22 protein-coding genes are annotated in these 22,573 nt (G+C 74.3%); 12 read left to right on the top strand and 10 right to left on the bottom strand.

Translation table 11 applies throughout. From position 1 onward, the window contains the following. The first annotated feature begins 66 nt into the window (after nt 1-66). Nucleotides 67-1,269 carry a homoserine O-acetyltransferase MetX gene (metX, locus tag F593_RS0116750; RefSeq protein WP_022929906.1) on the top strand — a complete coding sequence of 401 codons (1,203 nt, stop codon included), beginning with the start codon at nt 67-69 and terminating at the stop codon, nt 1,267-1,269. 119 nt (nt 1,270-1,388) lie between these two features. Here the strand turns inward: metX and F593_RS0116745 are convergent, their stop codons facing one another. After that, complete coding sequence (locus F593_RS0116745) at nt 1,389-2,339, bottom strand: ornithine cyclodeaminase family protein (protein ID WP_022929905.1); 951 nt, start codon at nt 2,337-2,339, stop codon at nt 1,389-1,391. 28 nt (nt 2,340-2,367) lie between these two features. Here F593_RS0116745 and F593_RS0116740 point away from each other — a divergent pair, with 28 nt between their 5' ends. Then, a complete protein-coding gene (locus F593_RS0116740) occupies nt 2,368-2,595 on the top strand; it encodes a DUF8022 family protein (protein ID WP_022929904.1) in 228 nt (75 codons plus the stop codon). A gap of 72 nt (nt 2,596-2,667) precedes the next feature. On the opposite strand, the gene F593_RS0116735 is transcribed toward F593_RS0116740, so the two are convergent. After that, nucleotides 2,668-3,552, bottom strand: coding sequence for a PHP domain-containing protein (locus F593_RS0116735; RefSeq protein ID WP_022929903.1), 885 nt, complete (start codon nt 3,550-3,552; stop codon nt 2,668-2,670). Nucleotides 3,553-3,934: 382 nt separating this feature from the next. Here F593_RS0116735 and F593_RS0116730 point away from each other — a divergent pair, with 382 nt between their 5' ends. The 5 genes from F593_RS0116730 to F593_RS0116710 all read left to right on the top strand — a co-directional run bounded on the left by F593_RS0116730 (nt 3,935) and on the right by F593_RS0116710 (nt 10,957). Continuing rightward, entirely contained in the window at nt 3,935-5,917 is a 1,983-nt protein-coding gene (locus F593_RS0116730; protein ID WP_022929902.1) for a diflavin oxidoreductase, read from the top strand. A gap of 20 nt (nt 5,918-5,937) precedes the next feature. Next, nucleotides 5,938-7,707, top strand: coding sequence for an NADPH-dependent assimilatory sulfite reductase hemoprotein subunit (locus F593_RS0116725; RefSeq protein ID WP_022929901.1), 1,770 nt, complete (start codon nt 5,938-5,940; stop codon nt 7,705-7,707). Between the two features lie 120 nt (nt 7,708-7,827). Beyond that, nucleotides 7,828-8,550, top strand: coding sequence for a phosphoadenylyl-sulfate reductase (locus F593_RS0116720; protein WP_022929900.1), 723 nt, complete (start codon nt 7,828-7,830; stop codon nt 8,548-8,550). After that, nucleotides 8,550-9,542 carry a sulfate adenylyltransferase subunit CysD gene (gene cysD / locus F593_RS0116715; RefSeq protein WP_022929899.1) on the top strand — a complete coding sequence of 331 codons (993 nt, stop codon included), beginning with the start codon at nt 8,550-8,552 and terminating at the stop codon, nt 9,540-9,542. The genes F593_RS0116720 and cysD overlap by 1 nt, the downstream gene beginning before the upstream one ends. Continuing rightward, nucleotides 9,542-10,957, top strand: a complete 1,416-nt coding sequence (locus tag F593_RS0116710) for a sulfate adenylyltransferase subunit 1 (RefSeq protein WP_022929898.1) — start codon at nt 9,542-9,544, stop codon at nt 10,955-10,957. The genes cysD and F593_RS0116710 overlap by 1 nt, the downstream gene beginning before the upstream one ends. A gap of 15 nt (nt 10,958-10,972) precedes the next feature. On the opposite strand, the gene F593_RS0116705 is transcribed toward F593_RS0116710, so the two are convergent. Together F593_RS0116705 and F593_RS0116700 are read right to left on the bottom strand one after the other, a co-directional pair. Next, complete coding sequence (locus F593_RS0116705; protein ID WP_022929897.1) at nt 10,973-11,284, bottom strand: hypothetical protein; 312 nt, start codon at nt 11,282-11,284, stop codon at nt 10,973-10,975. Nucleotides 11,285-11,313: 29 nt separating this feature from the next. Continuing rightward, complete coding sequence (locus tag F593_RS0116700; RefSeq protein WP_033207947.1) at nt 11,314-11,556, bottom strand: helix-turn-helix domain-containing protein; 243 nt, start codon at nt 11,554-11,556, stop codon at nt 11,314-11,316. A gap of 297 nt (nt 11,557-11,853) precedes the next feature. On the opposite strand from F593_RS0116700, the gene F593_RS0116695 reads away from it, so the two are divergent. Continuing rightward, entirely contained in the window at nt 11,854-12,300 is a 447-nt protein-coding gene (locus F593_RS0116695; protein ID WP_022929895.1) for a DoxX family protein, read from the top strand. Between the two features lie 27 nt (nt 12,301-12,327). Here the strand turns inward: F593_RS0116695 and F593_RS0116690 are convergent, their stop codons facing one another. Next, entirely contained in the window at nt 12,328-12,654 is a 327-nt protein-coding gene (locus tag F593_RS0116690; RefSeq protein WP_157251898.1) for a hypothetical protein, read from the bottom strand. A gap of 109 nt (nt 12,655-12,763) precedes the next feature. On the opposite strand from F593_RS0116690, the gene F593_RS0116685 reads away from it, so the two are divergent. After that, on the top strand, nt 12,764-14,575 hold the full coding sequence (locus F593_RS0116685; RefSeq protein ID WP_022929893.1) for an acetyl/propionyl/methylcrotonyl-CoA carboxylase subunit alpha: 1,812 nt from the start codon (nt 12,764-12,766) through the stop codon (nt 14,573-14,575). Nucleotides 14,576-14,646: 71 nt separating this feature from the next. Here the strand turns inward: F593_RS0116685 and F593_RS0116680 are convergent, their stop codons facing one another. From F593_RS0116680 to F593_RS30010, 5 genes are all read right to left on the bottom strand, one after another. After that, nucleotides 14,647-15,444, bottom strand: coding sequence for an SDR family NAD(P)-dependent oxidoreductase (locus tag F593_RS0116680; protein WP_022929892.1), 798 nt, complete (start codon nt 15,442-15,444; stop codon nt 14,647-14,649). A gap of 3 nt (nt 15,445-15,447) precedes the next feature. Beyond that, nucleotides 15,448-16,551: a hypothetical protein gene (locus tag F593_RS0116675; protein WP_157251896.1), complete on the bottom strand. Its 1,104-nt coding sequence runs from the start codon at nt 16,549-16,551 to the stop codon at nt 15,448-15,450. A gap of 83 nt (nt 16,552-16,634) precedes the next feature. Beyond that, nucleotides 16,635-17,468, bottom strand: a complete 834-nt coding sequence (locus F593_RS26075) for a serine/threonine-protein kinase (RefSeq protein WP_022929890.1) — start codon at nt 17,466-17,468, stop codon at nt 16,635-16,637. Beyond that, nucleotides 17,465-19,324: an ABC transporter ATP-binding protein gene (locus F593_RS26070; RefSeq protein WP_022929889.1), complete on the bottom strand. Its 1,860-nt coding sequence runs from the start codon at nt 19,322-19,324 to the stop codon at nt 17,465-17,467. Before F593_RS26070 ends, F593_RS26075 begins: the two co-directional genes overlap by 4 nt. 78 nt (nt 19,325-19,402) lie before the next feature. Beyond that, nucleotides 19,403-19,540 carry a hypothetical protein gene (locus F593_RS30010; RefSeq protein ID WP_022929888.1) on the bottom strand — a complete coding sequence of 46 codons (138 nt, stop codon included), beginning with the start codon at nt 19,538-19,540 and terminating at the stop codon, nt 19,403-19,405. A gap of 155 nt (nt 19,541-19,695) precedes the next feature. Between F593_RS30010 and F593_RS30645 the strand changes: the two genes are divergently transcribed. From F593_RS30645 to F593_RS0116645, 3 genes are read left to right on the top strand one after another with little or no spacing between them, the layout of a single operon-like run. Continuing rightward, nucleotides 19,696-20,313, top strand: a complete 618-nt coding sequence (locus F593_RS30645) for a hypothetical protein (RefSeq protein ID WP_022929887.1) — start codon at nt 19,696-19,698, stop codon at nt 20,311-20,313. Beyond that, a complete protein-coding gene (locus F593_RS0116650; RefSeq protein WP_022929886.1) occupies nt 20,306-21,733 on the top strand; it encodes a sensor histidine kinase in 1,428 nt (475 codons plus the stop codon). The genes F593_RS30645 and F593_RS0116650 overlap by 8 nt, the downstream gene beginning before the upstream one ends. Next, a complete protein-coding gene (locus F593_RS0116645) occupies nt 21,730-22,389 on the top strand; it encodes a response regulator transcription factor (protein ID WP_022929885.1) in 660 nt (219 codons plus the stop codon). The genes F593_RS0116650 and F593_RS0116645 overlap by 4 nt, the downstream gene beginning before the upstream one ends. The last annotated feature ends 184 nt before the right edge of the window (nt 22,390-22,573 follow it).

Below are 22,573 nucleotides of genomic sequence, written 5' to 3'. Positions count from 1 at the left end.
CGGCGCCGCACCCGTCGACCCCGCGTGTGACCATGCGCCCATGGTGGGCCGCGCGGGACGGGACGCATGACGCACAGCACCCTCGAGCCGGAGGGCCGCGGGTTCGCTGCGGTCCCCGGGCCCGGCGTGGGCCAGGCGCAGACGCTGACGGTGCGGCTGTTCGACGAGGACCGGCCGCTCGAGCTCGACAACGGGGTGCGGCTCGCGCCCGTCGACGTCGCGTACGAGACGTACGGGACGCTGAACGCCGCGGGCGACAACGCCGTCGTCGTCTGCCACGCGCTCACGGGCGACGCGCACGCCGCCGGCCACCACGGCGACCCCGACCGCGTCGGCTGGTGGGACGTGCTCGTCGGTCCCGGCCGCACCGTCGACACCGACCGGCACTTCGTGGTCTGCGCGAACCTCCTCGGCGGCTGCCGCGGGACGACGGGGCCGACCACGATCAGCCCCGCCACGGGCCAGCCGTACGGGCTCGACTTCCCCGCGTTCAGCGTGGCCGACCTCGTCCGGGTCCAGCGCGCGCTGATGGCCCACCTCGGCGTCCGGCGCCTGGCGGCCGCCGTCGGCGGCTCCCTCGGCGGGATGCAGGTGCTCGAGTGGGTGCTGCAGGCGCCGGAGGAGATCGAGCGGGCGCTCGTCGTCTGCGCGTCCGCCCGGCTCTCGGCCCAGAACATCGCGCTCTCCACCGCGGCGCGCGAGGGGATCCTGCGCGACCCGGACTTCCAGGGTGGCCGCTACGTCGGCACGGGCCGGATCCCGGCGGCGGGCCTGGCCGCGGCACGGATGCTCGGCCACGTCACCTACGTGTCGGAGGAGGCGCTGACCGCGAAGTTCGACCGTCGTCGCCGCGCCGATCCCGCGCAGCCCGCGGGCCGCCCGCCGGCGCGGGACGGCCACGAGTGGTTCCGCCCCGACTTCGAGGTCGAGCACTACCTCGACCACCAGGCCTCCTCGTTCCTCGAGCGCTTCGACGCGCTGAGCTACCTGTACCTCACGAAGGTCATGGACGCCTTCGTGCCGTTCGAGGCCGCAGGCGCGGACGAGCGCCTCGCCCGGGTGCGTGCGGCGGGCACCCGGTTCCTCGTCGAGAGCTTCACGAGCGACTGGCGCTTCGGTCCCGAGCACTCCGACCACATCGCCGCGAACCTCACCGGGGCGGGCGTCCCGGTCGTCCGCGAGAACGTGCCCTCGCCCTGGGGCCACGACTCGTTCCTGCTCCCGCTGGAGGACCACCTCGACGTGATGGGGCGGTTCATCCGGGAGTAGGCACCCGCCCGCCGCCCCGGTCCGCCCGCCGCCCCGGTCCGCCCGCCGCCCCGGTCCGCGCCGTCGTCCACAGGGGATGCGGTGGACCCGGCGCGGTCTCCCGGATCCGCCCGCGCCCCCTACAGCTCGACGCTCGGCGCCTCCACCTTCCCGGCCTCCCACGCGCGGAAGGCCGCGATCGCGATCGCCAGGTCCTGGATCGCCAGGCCCGTCGAGTCGAACATCGTCACGTCGGTGTCGGCGGCGCGGCCCGGCTCGGCGCCGGTCAGGACGGCGCCCAGGTCGGTGACGACGTCGCGGGTGACGACGCCCTCCTCGACCGCCGCGGTCAGCTCGCCGCCGTGGCTGGCCTGCGCCCACTCGTCGCAGAAGAGGTGGCTGGCGCCGACGGCCCTGACCGTCGCCTCGGCCTTGCCCGGGCCGTCCGCACCGAGCATGTTCAGGTGCAGGCCCGGGTGCAGGTCGCGGAGGTGGACCACCGGGGCGCCGCCCGAGGTGACGCAGCAGACGACGTCCTGCTCCAGCGCCTCCTCGCGGCTGCCGGCGCGCCAGCCGTCGAACTCGGCCGCGAGCTCTTCCGCGGCCTCGGCCCGGCGGTCGGCGGCCACGCCGGGACCGTAGCCCGCCGCGGCCATGCAGCGGGCGGTCCAGCGGCCGTGCAGCCCGGCGCCGATGATCCCGACGGTCCGCGCGCCGGCCGGGGCCAGGGCGCGCGTCGCGACGGCGGCGACGGCCCCGGTGCGCAACGCGGTGACCGCGCGGGCGTCGACGAGGGCGAGCGGGACGGACGTCGACGCGTCCGACAGCACCACGACGCCCTGCACGGTGGCGAGTCCGTGCTGCGGGTTGTCGGGGAAGGACGAGATCCACTTGAGCATCGCGAAGCCGTCGCCCAGGGCCGGCATCGCGCGGAAGTCGCCGTGGGGCGGGCTCTGCAGGTAGGTCTTGGGCGGCATGGACCACGCGCCCTCGTGGTGCCGGACGAAGGCGTCGGCCGTGCGGTCGACCGCCTCCCCGGGTGTGACGGCCCGGAGGACCGCGTCGTGGGAGAGGACGGGCACGCTCGGCATGGGACGAGCATAGGTACCCTTCGGGCCCATGTCTGCCGACGACGCCCCGCGCATCGACGTCCCGGCCTCGGCGTCGCCCGAGGAGGCGGCCGCCCTGGTCGCCGCCGTCGAGCAGTTCCTCCGCGACACCACGGTCGCGGTCGTGGCCGAGGAGCCCCGTCCGGACGGCTGGACCCGCACCGCGCGTCTCGAGGCCGTCGGCCGCAGCGCCCCGTGGGACGCCGCCGGCGGCGACTCCGCCGACTGGGCCTCCTGAGCCACCCCGCGACGCCGGGCCGCCTGGCGCCGACCGCACCGGGCCGCCCTGGCGCGACGCTGCCGCCCCGCCCTACGTCCGCACGTACTCCGCGAGCGGCCCGAGCCGCGGCTCCAGCCCGTACAGGTCGAAGTCGCGGAAGCGCGAGAAGTTCGGGTGCTGGGGGCCGTGGAAGTCGGCGGACCCCGTGGTGACCAGGTCCAGCCGCTCGGCCTCGGCGTAGAGGAACCGGGTCTGCGACTCGTCGAACGCGGCGTAGAACGTCTCGACGCCGTCGAGGCCCAGGCCCTTGAAGCGCTCCAGGGTGGCGCTGACCGCCGGGCGGTCGTCGACGTCCCAGAACGGGTGCGCCCAGACGGCGATCCCACCGGCGTCGTGGATCGTCGCGATGGCCTCGGCGACCGTCGGACGGGTGCGGGTGCGGAAGGCCGGGGCCCCCGGGATGAGGTAGGCGACGAGCAGGTCGGTGGCGGTCCGCAGGCCCTCGTCGGCGATCCGCGCGGCGTTGGCGGGATGGTCGAAGGCCGCCGCGGCCACGTGGGGACGGCCGACGGAGACACCGCCGTCGCGACGCGCGCGGAGGGCGGCGACGTCGACGGCCCACCCGAGCTCGAAGAGCGCGTCGATCATCCGGTCCGCACGGCCCACGCGGTCGGCACGCCAGTCCTCGAGCGCCTCGGCGAGCTGCTCGGACGTGTGGTCGACGAGGTAGCCGCAGACGTGCAGGTCGGCGTGCGCCTCGTCGATGGCCGAGACCTCGATCGCGGGGACGATCGTGATGTCGCCGTGGCGGGCCGCCTCGTCCAGCGCCTCCTGCACCCCGGACACCGAGTCGTGGTCGGTCAGGGCCAGCGTCCGGACCCCCGCCTCGCGCGCCGCGCGCACGACCCCGGCGGGCACCAGGGCGCCGTCGCTCGCGGTCGAGTGGGCCTGGAGGTCGAAGGTGGGCGCGGTCATGGCGACGGGGTGGGGCACGCACCGCGGCCGGGCGTCGACGGAGCCGAGGCACCAGGCCGGAGCGCCGACGGTCGGCCGGCGGGGCGGGGGACAGACCTTACGAGCCCACCGCGGCCGCCGTCGCGGGGCGCCGTCCCATCCATTCCATTCCGTCCGGTGGCCTTCCACTTCGTCACCCGGGCCGGGGCGCAGGTGGGGGACAATCGTCGTCCCGAGGTCCCTCCCCGATCGCCCGCTCCCGTGGGAGCCGGCGCGCCCGGGCCGTCGACCGGCCGGATCGCCCAGCGAATCTGCCAAACTCGGACCCGATTCACCAGGTATCGACGGTCCGGCCGTTGCGCAGAGCGCCCGTCCGGCGCGAACCCCCTCCACCCCGACCACGTTGAGCGCTCTCATCCCGACCCTCACGCCCGACCAACGGGACAGCGTCCAGCGGCTCGCCGCGACGCTCGACCGCGAGCAGACGATCTGGCTCAGCGGGTACTTCGCCGGTCTCGCGAACGCCGGGGCCGCATCGGCGCTCGCCGCACCGGACGCCGCGACCCAGAACGGCGCCGCGACCGCGGACGGCGCGTCGGCCGCCACGAACGGCGCGTCCGCCGGGGCGCCCGGAGCCGCCCCCGCCGAGGCCGCGCCCGCCGCGCGCACGCTGACGATCCTCTTCGGCACGGACACGGGCAACGCGAAGGAGCTGGCCGGCGAGCTCGCCACGGCCGCGAAGGCGCAGGGCGTCGAGGCGAAGGTCGCCGACATGTCCGACTACAAGCCGCGCGCGCTGAAGGACGAGCAGGACCTGCTCGTCGTCACGGCCACGCACGGCGAGGGCGATCCGCCGCCGAACGCCGTGGGCTTCTTCGAGTTCCTCGCGGGCCGCAAGGCCCCGAAGCTCGACGGCGTGCGGTTCGGCGTCCTCTCCCTCGGCGACTCGACGTACGAGCACTACTGCTCGGCCGGCCGGCTGCTCGACGAGCGTCTCGCGGAGCTCGGCGGCGAGCGCCTGATCGACCGCGTCGACTGCGACGTGGACTACGAGGACGACGCGGCCGCCTGGATCGCCGACGCCGCCGGCCGCATCGCCCCGGAGCGGGGCGCCACGGACGCCGGCGGCCCGAACGGCGCGGCCGCGGGCGGCGTCAACGGCGTCGCGCCCGGCGGCACGGGCCCGAACGGCGCGGCGGCGGTGAACGGTGCCGCGGCGAGCGGGGCGTCGGCCACCGCCACCCTCGAGGCCCCCGCCTACTCCAAGAAGCGCCCCTTCCCGGCGTCCGTCCTCGACAACGTGGTCCTCACGGGCCGCGGGTCGACGAAGGAGACCCGCCACGTCGAGCTCTCCCTCGAGGGCTCCGGGCTGACGTACGAGCCGGGCGACGCGCTCGGCGTCGTCCCCGCGAACGACCCGGCGCTGGTCGAGACGTTGCTGGGCGAGCTCTCGCTCTCGGCGGACACGCCCGTGCCGGTCAAGGGCGGGCAGCTCCCGCTCGGCGAGGCGCTGGCGCAGAGGTTCGAGATCACGGCCGCGACGCCGCGGTTCCTCGAGCAGTGGGCCACGCTCTCCGGCTCGGCCGAGCTCGAGGCGCTGCGCGCCGGCGACGCGAAGGCCCGCACCGCGTTCTTCCGCGGGCACCACGTGCTCGACTTCGTGCGGCTGTTCCCCGTGCCCGGAATCGAGGCCGAGCAGCTCGTCGCCGGGCTGCGGCCGCTGCAGCCGCGGCTCTACTCCATCGCCTCGAGCCTGGCCGCGGCGCCCGACGAGGCGCACCTGACGGTCTCGACGGTCCGCTACGACCTGCACGAGACGGGCCGCACGGGTGTGGCCTCCGGGCACCTCGCGCAGCTCCTCCACGACGACGCCACCGTCCCCGTCTACGTGCAGCAGAACGAGCACTTCCGCCTGCCCGCCGACGACGACACGCCGATCATCATGGTCGGCGCGGGCACCGGCGTGGCGCCGTACCGCGCGTTCATGCAGGAGCGCGAGGCCCGCGGCGCCTCCGGCCGCTCGTGGCTCGTCTTCGGCGAGCGCAACTTCCGCAGCGACTTCCTCTACCAGGTCGAGTGGCAGACGCTGCTCAAGGACGGCGTCCTGACGCGGCTCGACCCGGTGTTCTCCCGCGACGCAGCGGGTGGGCGGGGTCCGAAGACCTACGTCCAGGACCGCCTGCGCCAGAGGGGCGCCGACGTCTGGGCGTGGCTGGAGGAGGGGTCCCGCATCTACGTGTGCGGCGACGCCGACGCCATGGCCCCGGGCGTCCGCGCGGCGCTGAAGGACATCGTGGCGGAGCACGGTGGGCTCGACCCCGAGGCCGCCGACGAGTATCTGAACGAGCTGGGGCGCGACCACCGCTACCTGCTCGACGTGTATTGAGTCCCGCCCACCCTCACCCCATGGCGACGAAGATGACGAAGACCAGCCCCGCCGCTGCCCCGGTCGAGGTCGACCGCAGCCGAGACATCTCCCAGCCGCTCGAGAAGCTCGCGCCGGAGGAGCGGCTGAAGTTCAACAGCGACTACCTCGCCGGCTCGATCGCCGAGGACCTCATCGACGAGATCACCCTCGCCGTCGACGAGAACAACAACAAGCTCATGAAGTTCCATGGGATCTACCAGCAGGACGACCGCGACCAGCGCGACGAGCGGCGTCTGCAGAAGCTCGAGCCCTACTACACGTTCATGCTCCGTGGCCGCATGCCGGGCGGCGTCTGCACGCCGCAGCAGTGGCTGAAGATGGACGAGATCGGGCGCACGTACGGCAACGAGCAGTTCCGCCTGACGACCCGCCAGACGTTCCAGTTCCACTACCTCAACCGGACCGCGCTGCGCGACGTGATGCTCGGGCTGCGCGAGGTCGGGCTGGACTCGAAGGCCGCCTGCGGCGACGTCGCCCGCACGGTCATGAGCGGCGTGCACCCGGGGCTCTCCAAGCTCCACAAGCAGGTCTACGAGCAGGCGCAGATCGCCAGCGACCACGTCATCCACAAGACGAGCGCGTACGAAGAGGTCTGGTTCGGCGAGAAGCCGGCGCAGCCGCGCGGCGAGAACGAGGAGCCCTTCTACGGCAAGCAGTACATGCCGCGGAAGTTCAAGATCGGCTTCGCGGTCCCGCCGAGCAACGACATCGACATCTACAGCCAGGACCTCGGCTTCGTCGCGATCGCCAGCCGCGGCCGGCTCAAGGGCTTCAACGTCGTCATCGGCGGCGGCATGGGCCGCACGGACCGCGCGCCCGAGACCTACCCGCGCCTCGGCGACGTCATCGGCTACATCGACGTGGAGCAGCTGCTGCCCACGATCGAGGCCGTCATGGGCGTCCAGCGCGACTACGGCGATCGCGTCACCCGCTCGCACGCGCGGTTCAAGTACACGATCGACGACAAGGGCCTGGACTTCGTCACGGGCGAGATCGAGCGGCGCCTCGGCGTCCCGCTCGCGCCCGCGAAGGCCTTCAAGTTCACGGCCAACGGCGACCAGCTCGGCTGGACGACGGGCGACGACGGCCTGGAGCACTTCACGCTCTTCATCGAGAACGGTCGCGTCATCAACCGTCCCGGCCACCCGCTGATGGACGGCCTGAAGGCGATCGCCGAGACCGAGAAGTGCGTCTTCCGGCTCACCCCGAACCAGAGCGTGATCCTCTCGGACATCGCGCCGGTCGACCGCCCGGCGATCGAGGCGCTGCTGGCCGAGCACGCGATCACGAACACGCCGCAGAAGGGCAGGAGCGCGCTGCGCCTGAACTCCATGGCGTGCGTCGCGATGCCGACCTGCGCGCTGGCGATGGCCGAGAGCGAGCGCTATCTGCCCGACCTCATCACGAGGATCGAGGGCCTGCTCGAGAAGAACGGCCTGACCGAGGAGCCGATCACGATCCGGATGACGGGCTGCCCGAACGGCTGTGCCCGCCCGTACATCGCCGAGATCGCGCTCACCGGCCGCGCGCCCGGCAAGTACAACCTCTACCTCGGCGGCGGCTTCCACGGCGAACGGTTGAACAAGATGGTCCGGGAGAACGTCGGCGAGGACGTGATCATGGAGGTCCTCGACGACACGCTCGCGCGCTACGCGCAGGAGCGGCAGCCCGGGGAGCGGTTCGGCGACTTCGTCATCCGCGCGGGGTTCGTGGCCGAGGTCAAGGAAGGCCGCCACTTCAACGACTGAAGGGGATCGTGCGGCGGTCCGTCCGATTGTTCTGAATCCTGACCGTGGTTTGCTAGTTTTGGTCGTCCGCTGTCGCGCCTCGGCCGGTGGCGGCCACCCTCTCCCGGACGGATCGCCGCGATGAGCTCGACCGCAGACAGCGCCCAGACCGCCGGACCGGCCGCCCCGCCGGCCGCACCCGCCGTGCCGGACCTCCCGGACCTCGAGTCCTCCTCGGCGGCCGAGGTCGTCGGGTGGGCGATGGAGCAGTACCACCCGCAGATCGCCCTGGCCTGCTCCTTCCAGAAGGAGGAGGCGGTCCTGCTCGACCTGATCTTCCGGGCGAACCCCGACGCGCGGGTCTTCGCGCTCGACACCGGCGTGCTGTTCGACGCCACCTACGAGCTGTGGAAGCAGACCGAGGCGCGCTACGACACGAAGATCGAGCGCTGGCAGGGCCCGACGCTCGCCGCCCAGGCCGCCGAGCACGGGGATCGCCTTTGGGAGCGCGACCCGTCGAAGTGCTGCGGGATTCGCAAGGTCGGCCCGCTGCGCGAGGGCCTCTCCAAGCTCGACGCGTGGACCACGGGCATCCGCCGCGACCAGTCGCCCGCCCGCGCCCACGCCCGCAAGGTCGAGTGGGACGATGCCTTCGGCCTGGTGAAGGTCAACCCGCTGGCCGACTGGTCCGACAAGGACGTCTGGAACCACGTGATGCGCGAGGGCCTGCCCTACAACCCGCTGCACGACCAGGGCTACGCGTCGATCGGTTGCGAGCCGTGCACCGCCGCGGGCGCCGGGCGCGAGGGCCGCTGGATCAGCTCCGCCAAGATCGAGTGCGGCCTGCACCAGGACGACGCCTGATGAGTCCGACGCCCGCCGCCGGCTCCCCCGTCCACCCCGCCCCGGCGGCGCCGCGGCCGCTCCACGCGACGGGACCGGCCACCGCCGGCCTCTCCAAGCTCCGCGCGCTGGAGTCCGAGGCGATCCACGTGATGCGCGAGGTCGCCGCCGAGCTCGAGCGCCCCGCGCTCCTGTTCTCGGGCGGCAAGGACTCCATCGTCCTGCTGCGGCTGGCGGAGAAGGCGTTCCGGCCCGGCCGGTTCCCGTTCCCGCTGCTGCACGTCGACACGGGCCACAACTTCGACGAGGTCCTCGAGTTCCGCGACCGCCGCGCCGCCGAGCTCGGCGAGCGGCTGATCGTCGCGCAGGTCCAGGACACGATCGACCAGGGCCGCGTCGCCGACGGCTACGACCCGGCCCGCCCGGGCTCGTCCCGCAACCAGCAGCAGACGCAGACGCTGCTCGACGCGATCGAGGAGCACGGCTTCGACGCGTGCTTCGGCGGCGCTCGCCGCGACGAGGAGCGCGCCCGCGCGAAGGAGCGGATCATGAGCTTCCGCGACGACTTCGGCGGCTGGGACCCGAAGAACCAGCGCCCCGAGCTCTGGAACCTCTACAACGGCCGCCTACGCCAGGGCGAGAACGTGCGCGTCTTCCCGATCTCGAACTGGACCGAGCTCGACGTGTGGCAGTACATCGCCGAGGAGCGGCTCGAGCTGCCGTCGATCTACTTCGCCCACGAGCGCGAGGTCGTGCGCCGGAACGGGATGCTCTACGCCGTGTCCCCGTTCCTGCAGCCGCAGGAGGGCGAGACCGTCGAGACGCTGTCGGTCCGCTACCGCACCGTCGGCGACCTCACGATCACCGGAGCGGTCGAGTCGACCGCGACGACGCTCGAGCAGGTCGTGACCGAGATCGCCGCCACCCGCGTGACCGAGCGCGGCGAGACCCGCGCCGACGATCGCGTGTCCGAGGCCGCGATGGAAGACCGCAAGGCCCAGGGGTACTTCTGATGAGCACGCCCGACCCCGGCCCGACCGCCGCCGCCACGTCCACCGCCGACGGCACGGCCGCCGCCGGCGGCGGGACCGCGACGGCCCCGGCCGCCGAGGCGTCCTCCGTCCTGCGCGCCGACCTCCTGCGCGTCGCGACGGCCGGCTCGGTCGACGACGGCAAGTCGACCCTCATCGGCCGGCTGCTCTACGACTCGAAGCAGGTCCTCGCCGACCAGCTCGAGCAGGTCGAGGCCGCGTCCGTGCGCCGCCACGGGGAGGGCGCGGTCGACCTGTCCCTGCTCACGGACGGCCTGCGCGCCGAGCGCGAGCAGGGCATCACGATCGACGTCGCCTATCGCTACTTCACGACGGGCGACCGCTCCTTCATCCTGGCCGACACCCCCGGCCACGTGCAGTACACGCGCAACATGGTCACGGGCGCCTCGACCGCCGACCTCGTGATCGTGCTCGTCGACGCACGCCAGGGCGTCATCGAGCAGACGCGCCGGCACACGTTCATCGCCTCGCTGCTCGGCGTCCGCCACGTGACCTTCGCGGTGAACAAGATGGACCTCGTCGACTGGGACGAGGACGTCTTCCGCGCGATCGAGACGGAGACCACGCGGATCTCGGCCCAGCTCGGGATCCCCGACATCCACGTCATCCCGATCTCGGCTCTGCAGGGCACGAACGTCGTCGACCGCGGCTCGACCCCCGCGTGGTATCCCGACGACGCGGCGCACCCCACGCTGCTCGGCCACCTGCAGACGGTCGAGGTCTCCACGGACCGCAACCTCACGGACCTGCGGTTCCCGGTCCAGTGGGTCGTGCGACCCGGGGAGGGTGCGGCGGACGTCAACGGGGAGCGCTGGTCGCCCGACGAGCTGCACGACTACCGCGGCTACGCCGGTCAGGTCGCCGGCGGCGTGCTGCGTCCGGGCGACGAGGTGCAGGTGCTGCCCTCGGGCGTGCGCTCCCGGATCGCCCGCATCGAGACGCTCGACGGCGAGCTGCCCGAGGCCGCCGCGCCGCAGTCCGTCACGGTGCACCTGGAGGACGACGTCGACGTCTCCCGTGGCGACGTGCTCGTCGGGGCCGACGAGGACGCCGCGGCGCTCTGCCGCCGTGAGATCGAGGCCGACGTCTGCTGGATGAGCGACCGGCCCCTGCGCACCGGCCAGCGGCTGCTGGTGAAGCACACGACCGTCACCACGGTGGCGAAGGTCGACGCGGTCCTCGACCGGCTCGACCTCCACACCCTGGAGCGCGAGGACGCGCCCGACGGCCTGGACCTCAACGCCATCGGCCGCGTGCGGATCCGCCTGAAGCGGCCGCTCGTCGCCGATCCCTACCTCCGCGACCGCACGACGGGAGCGTTCATCCTCATCGACGAGGGCACGAACGACACCGTCGGCGGCGGCATGATCCGCTGACGAGCCGGAGCCCGGCTAGCGCTCGAAGCGGACCGTCGCGTGATCCTTCGACGCCTTCGAGGCCGTGACGAGCAGCCCGCCCACCCGCTGCGGTTGCCCTTGGCGCACCGTCGCGGACTTCCCACCCACGGTGACGCGCACGGAGCCGGCGGCGAGCTGGGAGACCTCGGCCTCGGCGTTCACGGCATCGAGGTCGAACGAGGCTGGGCCGTCCGCCTCGATCTTGCACACGTTGCCGGCGCACCCGCCGGCGCTGCCGCCGGGGCCGCAGCCGGCGAGCACTAGGGCGGCGAAGGGAATCACGAGGACGGAGGGGAACGCACGCATCGGGGCAGGGTAACCCGCCCTGCGCGGCCTCAGTCGCCCGAGACGGGCGCCGCGCGCAGGTAGTGCAGCACGGCCCCGACGCGGTTGCGGACGCCCAGTTTGCGGTAGGTCCGCGTCAGGTGGCACTTGACGGTGGGGACCGCGATGCCGAGCTGGCTGGCGATCTCGGACGACCGCATGCCGTCGGCCAGTAGGCGCAGCACCTCGAGCTCCCGGGGCGACAGCGCCTCGAGACCCACTGGATCGGTGGACGGATCGGCAGCCGGCAACATGCCGACGAACGTAGTGGAGTGGGGGGCAACCCTCAACGCATCCGGGCCGTTTCAACGTATGTTTTTGCCCGTAGCGGGTACACCTCCGCCGATCGGCGGACCCTGAAATCCACCGATTGGTGGGGCCGGAGCAGGAGCGGGGTCGGGGGAGGTTGGTGGGGCCCGTCGGTTGGGCTCACGCTGTTCCGCCAGCGTCCCCTCCGGGCGCGAGTCCCGAGGTCGGCCTGGTCGTCGGGCCGCCCGGCGGGATCGGCGCCCTGATCGTCCCCTTACGTTGCGCTTCGTAGCGTCGCCGCCATGTCGACCGTCAAGCAGCTCGTCTTCCCCTCCAGCAACACCGATCGTGCAGGCGACATCGGCCTGCTCCTCCTCCGGCTCACCCTCGGCGCGATCTTCGTGGCCCACGGAGCGCAGAAGCTCTTCGGCTCGTGGGGCGGCGGCGGGATCGAGGGTACCGGCGCCTTCTTCGCGCAGAACGGCCTGAAGCCGGGAGAGGCGCTCGCCGTCCTCGCCGGCACGGGCGAGCTCGTCGGCGGCCTGCTGCTCGCCCTCGGCCTGCTCACGCGCCTGGGCGCCCTGGCCGTCGCGGTGCCGATGGTGATCGCGATCGTCGTGATCCACCTGCCGGGCCCGCTCGTCGGCGGGTTCGAGCTGCCCCTCGCCCTGCTGGCGGCCGCCGTCGTCGTGCTGCTCGTCGGTCCGGGCCGCCTGAGCCTCGACGCCCGCCTCGGCGGCCGGCGCTAGCCCTCAGCCGTCGCGCAGGGCCCGTCCTCAACGCTCGAGCCGCACCTCGGCGCGGTCCGTGCCCGTCGTCGTGGCGGTCACGAGGAACCCGCGCAGGCGCACCGTCTGGCCCCGCCGGACGGTGCGCTCGTCCGCGTTGATCCGCACGCGCACCGCGTCGGCCGTGAGGTCGGAGAGCGCCACCTCCGTGCCGAGCTGATCGAGCTGGATCTCGATCGGCCCCTCGCCCGTCACCGTGCACGCGCTGTCGCCGCTGCAGGCGTAGCCGCCCTCGCTGCCGCCGCAGCCCGCCAGGCCGCCGCACACGGCGATCGCGAGGGCCAGCGGCACAAGGGGGCGACGACGGACGGGCATCGCCCGGGAGCCTAGTGCGCACCGGCCCCCCGGACCGCCGTACGCCGGTCGGCGGGTACGCCCGACGCGCACGGCGACCGGCGGTCGGATTCCACTAGATTCCGCCGTCATGTTCGGGAAGATCCTCATCGCCAACCGCGGGGAGATCGCGATCCGCGTGATCCGTGCATGCGAGGAGCTCGGGATCAAGACGGTCGCCGTCTACTCCGAGCTCGATCGCGACGCGCTCCACGTCAAGCGGGCCGACGAGGCGTACCTGCTGGGCCCGGCCGAGGCCGCACTGAGCTACCTCAACGTCGACAAGATCGTCGAGGTCGTGAAGGAGTCCGGCGCCGAGGCCGTCCACCCCGGCTACGGCTTCCTCTCCGAGAACGCCGCCTTCGTGCAGCGCCTCGAGGAGGAGGGCATCACGTTCATCGGGCCGCCCGCCTCGGCGATCGACTCCATGGGGTCGAAGACCAAGGCCCGCGACCTGATGCAGAAGGCCGGCGTGCCGATCGTGCCGGGGACGACGGAGGCCGTCGACACGTACGAGGACGCGCTGCGGATCGCGAACGACGAGATCGGGTTCCCCGTCGCCGTCAAGGCCGCGTCGGGCGGCGGCGGCAAGGGCTTCCGCGTCGCGCTGACGGAGGACAAGCTGAAGGACGCCTTCGAGGGCGCCTCCCGCGAGGGCGAGAAGTTCTTCTCCGACGGCACGGTCTACCTCGAGCGGTACCTGCCCAACCCGCGCCACGTGGAGGTGCAGATTATCGCCGACAAGCACGGCAACGTGATCCACCTCGGCGAGCGCGACTGCTCCATCCAGCGTCGCCACCAGAAGCTGATCGAGGAGGCCCCGGCCCCCGACTTCTTCGTCGACGAGGAGCTGCGGCAGAAGATCGGCAAGATCGGCGTCGACGCCGCGAAGGCCGTGAACTACGTCGGCGCGGGCACGATCGAGGGCATGCTGCAGGACGGGGAGTACTTCTTCCTCGAGATGAACACCCGCGTGCAGGTCGAGCACTGCGTGACCGAGGCCGTCACCGGCATCGACATCGTCAAGCAGGGCATCCGCGCCGCCGCGGGCCTGCCGCTGGACTACAAGCAGGAGGACGTCGAGCTCCGCGGGCACGCCATCGAGTGCCGCATCAACGCGGAGTCCGCCCCGATGAACTTCGCCCCGACCCCGGGCGCGATCGGCGAGTACCTCGAGCCGTCCGGCCCGGGCGTGCGCGTCGACTCCGGCGTCGGCGCGGGCGGCATCGTCTCCCCGCAGTACGACCCGATGGTCGCCAAGCTCATCGTCTGGGACGTCGACCGCGAGCAGGCCACGAAGCGCATGCTCCGCGCGCTCTCGGAGTACAAGATCGAGGGCCTCACGACCCTGATCCCGTTCCACCAGGCGATCCTGGCGACGGACAACTGGGAGAGGGGCTCCACCTGCTCCGAGCTCGTCGAGGACAAGGAATGGCTGAAGTCCACCGCTCCCGCCGAGCCGGTCGTGCCGATCCACCCGGACGACGACGAGGAGTCCGTCACCCGGGAGTACCAGGTCGAGGTCTCCGGGAAGCGCTTCGACGTCAAGGTGCACGGCGCCGCCTTCGGTCCCGTCGGCGCGGTGGCCGCGGGTCCCGCCGGTGCTGCGGGCGCCGGTGCGGGCAAGAAGAAGCGCTCCGAGCGCAAGAAGTCCGCCGGCGGCGGCGCCGACGACCTGCCCTCCCCGATCCAGGGGAACATGTGGAAGGTCGTCGCCAAGGAGGGGCAGGAGGTCGCCGAGGGCGACCTGATCTGCATCATCGAGGCGATGAAGATGGAGAACGAGATCACGGCCCACAAGGCCGGCACGATCACGACCCTCGCCGCGAAGGAGGGGGAGCCGATCAACACGGGCGACCTCATCGCGACGATCAAGTCCGCCGAGGCGCCGGCCGCCGAGTAGCGGCCGCTGCGGCTCCGGCCGCACCGGATCCGTCCTGCCGAAGGGCCGCGCCACGCGCGGCCCTTCGTCGTTCAACGGCCGCGCTCCTCGACGATCGCGTTGCCGCCGTCGACCACGAGCACCTGACCCGTCGTGTAGGAGGCCTCGGGCGCGGCGAGCGCCGCGACGGCCCACGCGACCTCCGCGGGTCGGCCCGGACGCCCTACGGGGGTGGCCTCGCCCATCCGGATCTCGCGCGTGGTCGACGAGGGCGTCGCGATCCAGCCCGGGGCGACGGCGTTGGCGGTGATGCCGCGGCCGGCGACCTCGACGGCCAGCGCGCGCGTCAGGCCGATCATCCCGGCCTTGGCCGCGTGGTAGCCGGCGTCCCCCGGGTAGGCGAGCACCGGCCCGGACGTCGACGCGACGTTGATCACCCGGCCGAACCCGGCCGCGAGCATCGTCGGCAGCGCCGCCCGGGTCACGAAGAACGCCGTGGAGAGGTTGCGGTCCAGCGCGTCGCGCCAGGCGTCGTCGGTGAGCTCGGCCACCGGGGCGCCCGACGCCGGGTCGGTCACCGCCGTCATCCCCGCGTTGTTGACGAGCACGTCGAGTCGACCGTGACCGTCGAGGACCGCCGCGACGAGCTCCGCGGCCGCCGCGGAGTCCGTCAGATCGGCGATGTGGCCCGTCGCGTCGATGCCGTCGTCGCGCAGCTCGCCCGCCCGCTCGTGCACGCGCCGGCTGGTGGCGGCCACCGCGACGCTCGCCCCGAGCGCCCCCAGGTGGCGGGCGCAGGCGAACCCGATCCCGTCCGCGCTGCCGGCGCCCGTCACGAGCGCCACCCGCCCGTCGAGGCGACCGGGGGCGACGGGCGGCGCGGAGGGCATGGTCTACTCGTACATGACCACGTCGGGCCGCGGGCGCAGCGCCATGACCTGACGGGGGGTCATGAGGCCGCCGGCCTCGCGGTCCTCGCGGTAGAAGAGCTTGAAGCCGACGCGCCAGTCCTTCGGCAGGTCGCGCGAAAGCTGGCGGTACTTCGCCTCCTTGTTGGCGCGGTCGCCGACGCCGTCGATGCTCATGACGGCGCGGACCTCGCGCGGGACGCGGACGCTCGAGAGCCCGCGGACCATGTTCTCCGTGAACCGGTGGACCAGGACGAGCTTCGGCGGCAGGTCGTACTTGCGGACGGTCCGCGCGACCTCGTTCAGCGACGCCTGCAGCTCGGCCGCGCCGACGGAGCCGATGACCTGGCCGGGCACCTGACCCTCCGCCATCCGCCACTCGGGGTCGAGCGCGAGGGCGACGTCGGGCTCGCGCAGCCACCGACGCAGGCGCTTCGTCTCCGTCGTGAACGGGTGGCGCCCGGGCTGGACGTCGAGGATCAGCAGCGCCTTCGCGCGGCGCGCCTCGCGGAGATGGCGAGCGATGACGCTGCGCGGCTGGTGCATGGCGTACTTGCCGTCGGCGCCCGGCGCGGCGTGCACGACGGTCGAGATGAGCTGCAGGGCGGGCAGCGTCGGCCGGGTCTTGCGCGCGTAGGCCTTCCCCTGCTGCTCGAGGCGCCCGACGGCCTTGCGCAGCGACCCGCCGACCCCGAGCTCGCCGAGCTCCGGGTCCTGCGGGGCCCCGGCGAACGACACGACGCGGAAGTCGGGGAGCAGCTCGCGGCCGCCGCGGGGCAGCTCGGGCGGCGGCGGGGGCTTGCGCTCCGCGACGGTCGCCGCCGCGGTCTCGGCGTTGGCCGCGTCGTCGCCGTCGGACCCGCCCAGGACGAACCCGAAGACGATGATGGCCAGGAGCACGCTGAGGGCTCCGATGGCCGCGGGCAGCACCCAGGGCTTGAGCACCGGCGCTGGTCGCCGGCGCGGGGAGCGGGGGCCCGTGCGGCCGCCGCCGTTCCCGGCATCGCGACGCGTGGTCCGCTGGGCGTCGGGGGTGCGGGGCACGCGGCCGGGCGGGGGCGTGCCCGAGGGTCCGGCGGAAGCGGGCATCGTCTCCTCCTACCCGGGCTGGGCGAAAAGTTGCAGAACCGGCTTCCGGGGGGTCCGCCACCTTCCGGGGGTCCGGCACCGCCCTACGCCGCGGCCCGAGCGCGGCGGGCCGGCCGGGCCCGGACGACGCCGGGGGTCGCGAGCAGCGCGTCGGCCGGGGGGCGCGCCGCGGGGTCCGTGCCCAGCCAGCCGTCGATCGTGGCGACGAGCTCGGGCGACAGGTCGGGACGGTCGCCCGCCAGGGACGGGAGGGGGCCGTGCAGCTGGGGGTCGTCCACGTCGAGGTCGTCTGCGCGGTCGGCCAGGACGGACCGCCCCGTGGCCGCGGCGTGCAGCGTGACGCCCAGCCCCCAGGCGTCGGTGGCCGGGCCGACGCCGCCGCCGGCCACCTGCTCCGGAGCCGCGAAGCACCAGGTGCCGTGGCCCTGGGGGACCCTCCCGGGGGCGCGGGCGTGGGAGAGGTCGATGAGGGTGGCGCGGCCCGCGCCGACGATGACGTTCGCCGGCTTGAGGTCGAGGTGCAGCAGCCCGGCGGCGTGAATCGCGTGCAGGCCCGACGCCAGCTGCGCGCCCAGCACCCGCAGCTCCGCGTCGGCCAGCGGCTCGTCCGCCGCGAGGTGCTCGAGCGTGGCCCCCGGCAGGGTCTCGAGGACGACAGCCGCCAACGGCGCGGCGTGCACCTCGAACGCACGAACGACGTGCGGGTGCGTGAGGCGTCGCAGCGTGCGCCCCTCGCGGACCAGCGCCGCAACGTGGCGGCGGTTGTCGCGATGGTCCGGACGCAGGACCTTCACGGCCACGCGGCACCCGCGCTCCGTGCTCCAGGCGTCGTAGACGTCGAGGCGCCGGGAACGGGCGAGGTGCTCGAGCACGACGATCCCCGGCAGCAGCTCGCGCCCGGCGGCGAACGGCCTCACCGGACCACCGCGGGCGACGCCGTCGTGGTCGCGGGGGCGCCGTCGTCGACGGCCGACGGACGACCGTCGCCCGCGCGACGCGGGGGAGTGGGTCGTGGGGACGCGGGCGCTGCCGGCGCTCCCGCGTCGTCGACGACCCGTCCGTCCGCCAGCACGACCACGCGGTCCGCCCAGGCGAGAACGGCGGGGTCGTGCGTGACGACCAGCGTCGTCGCCCGGGACGTCAGGGTCCGCAGCGGGTCGAGCAGGCCGTCGCGGGTGGCGGCGTCGAGGCCCGTCGTCGGCTCGTCGAGGACGAGGACGGGGGCGTCGCGCAGGAGCGTGCGGGCGATCGCCACGCGGCGGCGCTGGCCGCCGGAGAGCCGGCCGCCGCCGCGGCCGATCCGCTCGTCGTACCCGTCCGGCAGCGCGGTCAGGACCTCGTGGATCCCGGCGGCCCGGGCGGCGGCCTCGATCTGCTGCTCCGTCGCGCCCGGCCGGCCGTGGGCGATCGCCTCGCGCGCGGTCACGTCGGGGAGCACCGTGTCCTGCAGCAGCAGCCCCACGTGGGCGCGCAGGTCGGTCAGCGGGACCTCGCGCACGTCGTGGCCGTCGAGGAGCACCGCGCCCTCGTCGGGGTCGACGAACCGCAGGAGCAGCGACGTCAGCGTCGACTTGCCCGCGCCGCTGCGTCCGGTCAGGGCGACGGTCTCGCCCGGGCGGACGACGAGGGACACGCCGTGCAGCGCGTCGCGGTCCGCGCCGGGGTGGCGGACGCGCACCCCGCGCAGCTCGACGTGCCCACGCACGGGCCGGGGCAGGGGGCGTGCGTCGGGAGCGTCCGTCACCGTCGGCCGCTCGTCGAGCAGCTCGATCACGCGCTCGGCGCCGGCGGCCGCCGCCAGGACGTCGCTCGTGAGCTGGCCCAGGGAGCGGATCGGCCGGTACGCCTGGGCGAGGTACGTGATGAAGACGAGGAGAGCCCCCAGGGTCAGGCCGCCGCTGCCCAGCGCCCACACGCCGGCGGCGAGGACGAGCAGCGCGCCCGTCATCTCGAGCAGGCCGACCACGGGGCCGTAGGCGCCCGCGATCCGCACGGCCGCGAGCTCGGCGTCCATGATCCCGCGGCCGCCGTCGGCGAAGCGCCGGGCCTCGTCGTCCTCGCGCCCGAGCGACTGGACGACGGCGACGGTGGAGAGCGACTCCTCCGCGACGGCCGCCAGCGAGCCGCTGCGGCGCCGCTTCTCGCGCGCCGCGTGCCGGGCGAGGGACGCGAAGCGGCGGGACGCGAGGTAGAAGATCGGCCCCACGACGAAGGCGACGAGCGCGAGCCGCCACGAGATGAGGAGCATCGCGCCCGTGAAGAACACGAGCCGGGCGAGCGCGGAGATCGCCTCGCCGAGCGCGGAGAGCAGGAACCGCTCGATCGCGGCGACGTCCGAGGTCACGCGCGAGAGCAGGTCGCCGACGGGCCGCCGCGCGACCTGTCCCGGGGAGAGCGCGAGCAGATGCCGGTGCAGGTGGGCCCGCAGGTCGATGAGGAACCGCTCGCCCACCCACGTGGCGACGTAGTCGTCGCCGAAGGAGAGGGCCGCGCCCAGCAGGACGAGGCCGAGGTACGCCAGGGCGATCGGCACCAGCGCGCCGAGGTCCTGCGGCACGAGCACGTCGTCGACGACCCGGCCGAAGAGTGCGATGCCGACGGCCTCGACGAGCGGGACGAGGATCAGCAGCAGGAGCCCGAGCGCGATCGCGGGCCGGTAGGGGCGCGCGAAGGGCCAGAACCGCCGGACGATCGCCCGGGCCGCGACGGGCGGCGCCTGCTCGACGAGGGGGGTGTCGTGGTCGGCGGGGCGGAGGAGGCGGGAGAGGCGCACGGGAGCGGGAGGGGGAAGGGGGTGGCCGGGGCCGGAGCGCCGGACGGCCGCGACGGGGGTCGCGGCCGTCCGTGGGGCTCAGGTGTTGGAGGAGCGGCGCGAGCGGCGGCGCGTGCGGCGCTTCTTGCGGCGGCGCCGCGGCTTGTCCGTGTCGGTGTTCGAGTTCGTGCCGGCGCCGCGGACGCGGACGGCGGGGGTGATCGTGCTGAGTCGCATGACTGCTCCTTCGGTGGGGGGATGCGGTACGAGAAGCAGCCTCCCGCCGCCGTCTGAGACCGCGGTGAGCCGGCGGTGAGAGCGTCCTCATGCGCATGAGCGTGCTCTCATCCCCCTCTCATGTCGGTTCCACGGGCGCGCGAGAGGGTGGTGGGGTGAGTCGTCGGCTCGTCCTCCTCGGGGTCTGCCTCGCGCTCGGCGCGGGCGCGCTGGCCGTCGTGGTGGTCGCGCTGATCGGTCGCGAGTCGCCCCGCGCCGTGTCCCCGATCGAGCTGCGCGAGCCGACGGACGAGATGGCCGCTCGGGCAGCCGCCCTGCAGGCCCAGCGCCGGGCGGCAGCCGAGCGCGCCCGCGAGCGCCGCGAGGCCCGCGAGGCGGCGCGGCGCGCGGCGCGCCGGGCCGAGCGGCGGCGCGAGTCCCGAAGCCGCCGCGACGGAGCGTCGGCCGCGCCGGAGCGCCCGTCGGGCGACGACGACGGGGGCGCCGGCGACGACGGCGGGGCGGGCGCCGGCGTCCGCCCCGGGCCCCGGGCCCCCACGCCCGCCCGCGACGCGCCGCCCGCCACCCCCGGCCGTCCCGCGCCGAGCCGTCCCGCCCGTCCGGCCCCCAGCCGTCCGGCCCGTCCGGCCCCGAGCCGCCCCGCCCCGCAGCCGGCCCCGGCTCCACCCCCCGCGCCCGCGCCCGCACCCGCCCCGCCGGACGACGACGACGACGGCGACGACGACGACGCAGGCGAGAGCAACGACGCGGACGACGACGGCGACGATGACTGAGCGTCGCCGCTGGCGCCCGCTGCGCGGGGCCCGCGCCCGGATCCTCGTCGCCGTGGTGGGCCTGCTCGCCGCCTCGACCCTGGTGTCGACCCTGCTGTTGCGCGAGATCCTCACCGCCCGGGTCGAGGACCGCGTGGACGCCTCGCTGGTGCAGGAGGTCGACGAGTTCCGCACCCTTGCGCGGCTCGGCGTCGACCCGCGCTCCGGGCGCCCGCTCGGGCAGGACGTCCGCACGACGTTCGACGTCTACCTCGCCCGCAACGTGCCCGACCGGCAGGAGGCGTGGTTCACCTTCGTCGACGGGCGGCCCTACCGGGCGACCGCGCCGTCCGCCCGCGACGCGGCGCTGGCGCGCGAGGTCGGCCGACTCGGCCGCACCGCCACGACCCGACGCGGGCGGATCGCCCTGCGGGACTCCGAGACGGTCTACCTCGCCGTCCCGATTCGGGTCGACGGCCGCACCCGCGGGGTGTTCGTCGCGGTGTCCGACCTGGGGGCGGAGCGGGACGAGGTCGATCAGGCCGTCCAGGTCGCCGCCGGGGTCTCGCTGCTCGTCCTGGCCCTCGCCTCCGCCGTCGCGTTCCTCGTGATCGGCCGGATCCTGGCGCCGCTGCGGGGGCTGACGGAGACGGCCCGCGCCATCACGGAGGACGACCTGACGCGCCGGATCGAGGTGACGGGCGACGACGAGATCGCCCGCCTGGCCACGACGTTCAACGCGATGCTCGACCGGCTCGACGCGGCGTTCGCGTCGCAGCGCGCGTTCGTCTCGGACGCCGGCCACGAGCTGCGCACGCCGATCACCATCGTCCGCGGCCACCTCGACCTGCTCGGCGACGACCCCCGCGAGCGGGCCGAGACGATGGAGCTCGTCGACGACGAGCTCGACCGGATGAGCCGCCTGGTCGAGGACCTCCTGCTGCTCGCGAAGGCCGAGCGGAGCGACTTCCTGCGTCCCGAGCCCGTCGACCTGGACCTCCTGACCGAGGAGCTCGTCACGAAGGCCTCCGCCCTCGGCGACCGCGACTGGCGGGTCGACGGGATGGCGACGGGCACCGTGCGGGCCGACCGCCAGCGCCTGACGCAGGCGATGGTCAACCTCGCCCAGAACGCCGTCGCCCACACCGACCCCGGGGCGACGATCGGCATCGGCAGCGCGCTGACGGGCGACGAGGCGCGCCTGTGGGTGCGCGACGAGGGCGTCGGGATCCACCCCCGCGACCACGCCCGCGTGTTCGAGCGCTTCGCCCGTGCCGGCGGCCGCCGGCGCACCGAGGGCTCCGGCCTGGGCCTGGCGATCGTCTCCGCCATCGTCGACGCCCACGGGGGCCGCGTCGAGCTCAACTCGGCGCCCGGCCGCGGCTCGACCTTCACCATCGTCCTCCCGAACCCCCAGACCCCCGAGGAGCCCGCCGCGTGAGCCGCATCCTGATCGCCGAGGACGAGGAGCGCCTGAGCGCGTTCCTCGAGAAGGGCCTGCGGGCGGCCGGCTTCGCGACGACCGTCGTGGCGGACGGCCCCTCCGCCGTGGCGCTCGCGCGGGACGAGGACTTCGACCTGCTCGTCCTCGACCTGGGGCTGCCCCGGCTCGACGGCCTCGAGGTGCTGCGCACGCTCCGCGCGCAGGGGCGACGCCTGCCCATCCTCGTGCTCAGCGCCCGGGACGACACCGACGTGAAGGTCGCGGGCCTCGAGCTCGGCGCGGACGACTACGTGACGAAGCCGTTCCGGTTCGAGGAGCTCCTGGCCCGGATCCGCGTGCGGATGCGCTCCGGGGGGACGCCGGAGGCGACGGTGCTGCGGGCGGGCGACCTCGTCCTCGACCTGCGCTCGCGCCGGGCCGAGGTCGGCGGCCGCAGCGTCGAGCTCAGCGCCCGCGAGTTCGTGATGCTGGAGGTCTTCCTACGCCACCCCGGGCAGGTGCTGAGCCGGGAGCAGCTGCTCTCCCGGGTCTGGGGCTACCAGCACGACCCGGGCTCGAACGTCGTCGACGTCTACGTCGGCTACCTGCGGCGCAAGCTCGGCAAGGAGCGCATCTCGACGGTCCGCGGCATGGGGTACGCGCTGGCGGGCTGAGCGGCGCGGCGCGGCGCGGCGCGGCCCGGCGCGGCGCGGCCCGGCGCATCGCGCGGTGGGCCCGGCCTACGCCCGGGGAGCGTGTCCCGGCCCGGCGCCGAGGCCCCCTTGACCTCGGCGCCGATCGGCGTATGGTTGTCAGTGCAACCAAACGGACCAGGGTCCGGTTGGCCGGCATCTCACC

Source organism: Patulibacter americanus DSM 16676, assembly GCF_000420025.1.
Taxonomy (GTDB): domain Bacteria; phylum Actinomycetota; class Thermoleophilia; order Solirubrobacterales; family Solirubrobacteraceae; genus Patulibacter; species Patulibacter americanus.
The sequence above is the reverse complement of the archived record's forward strand: the minus strand, read 5'-3'. Positions and strand labels throughout refer to the sequence as shown.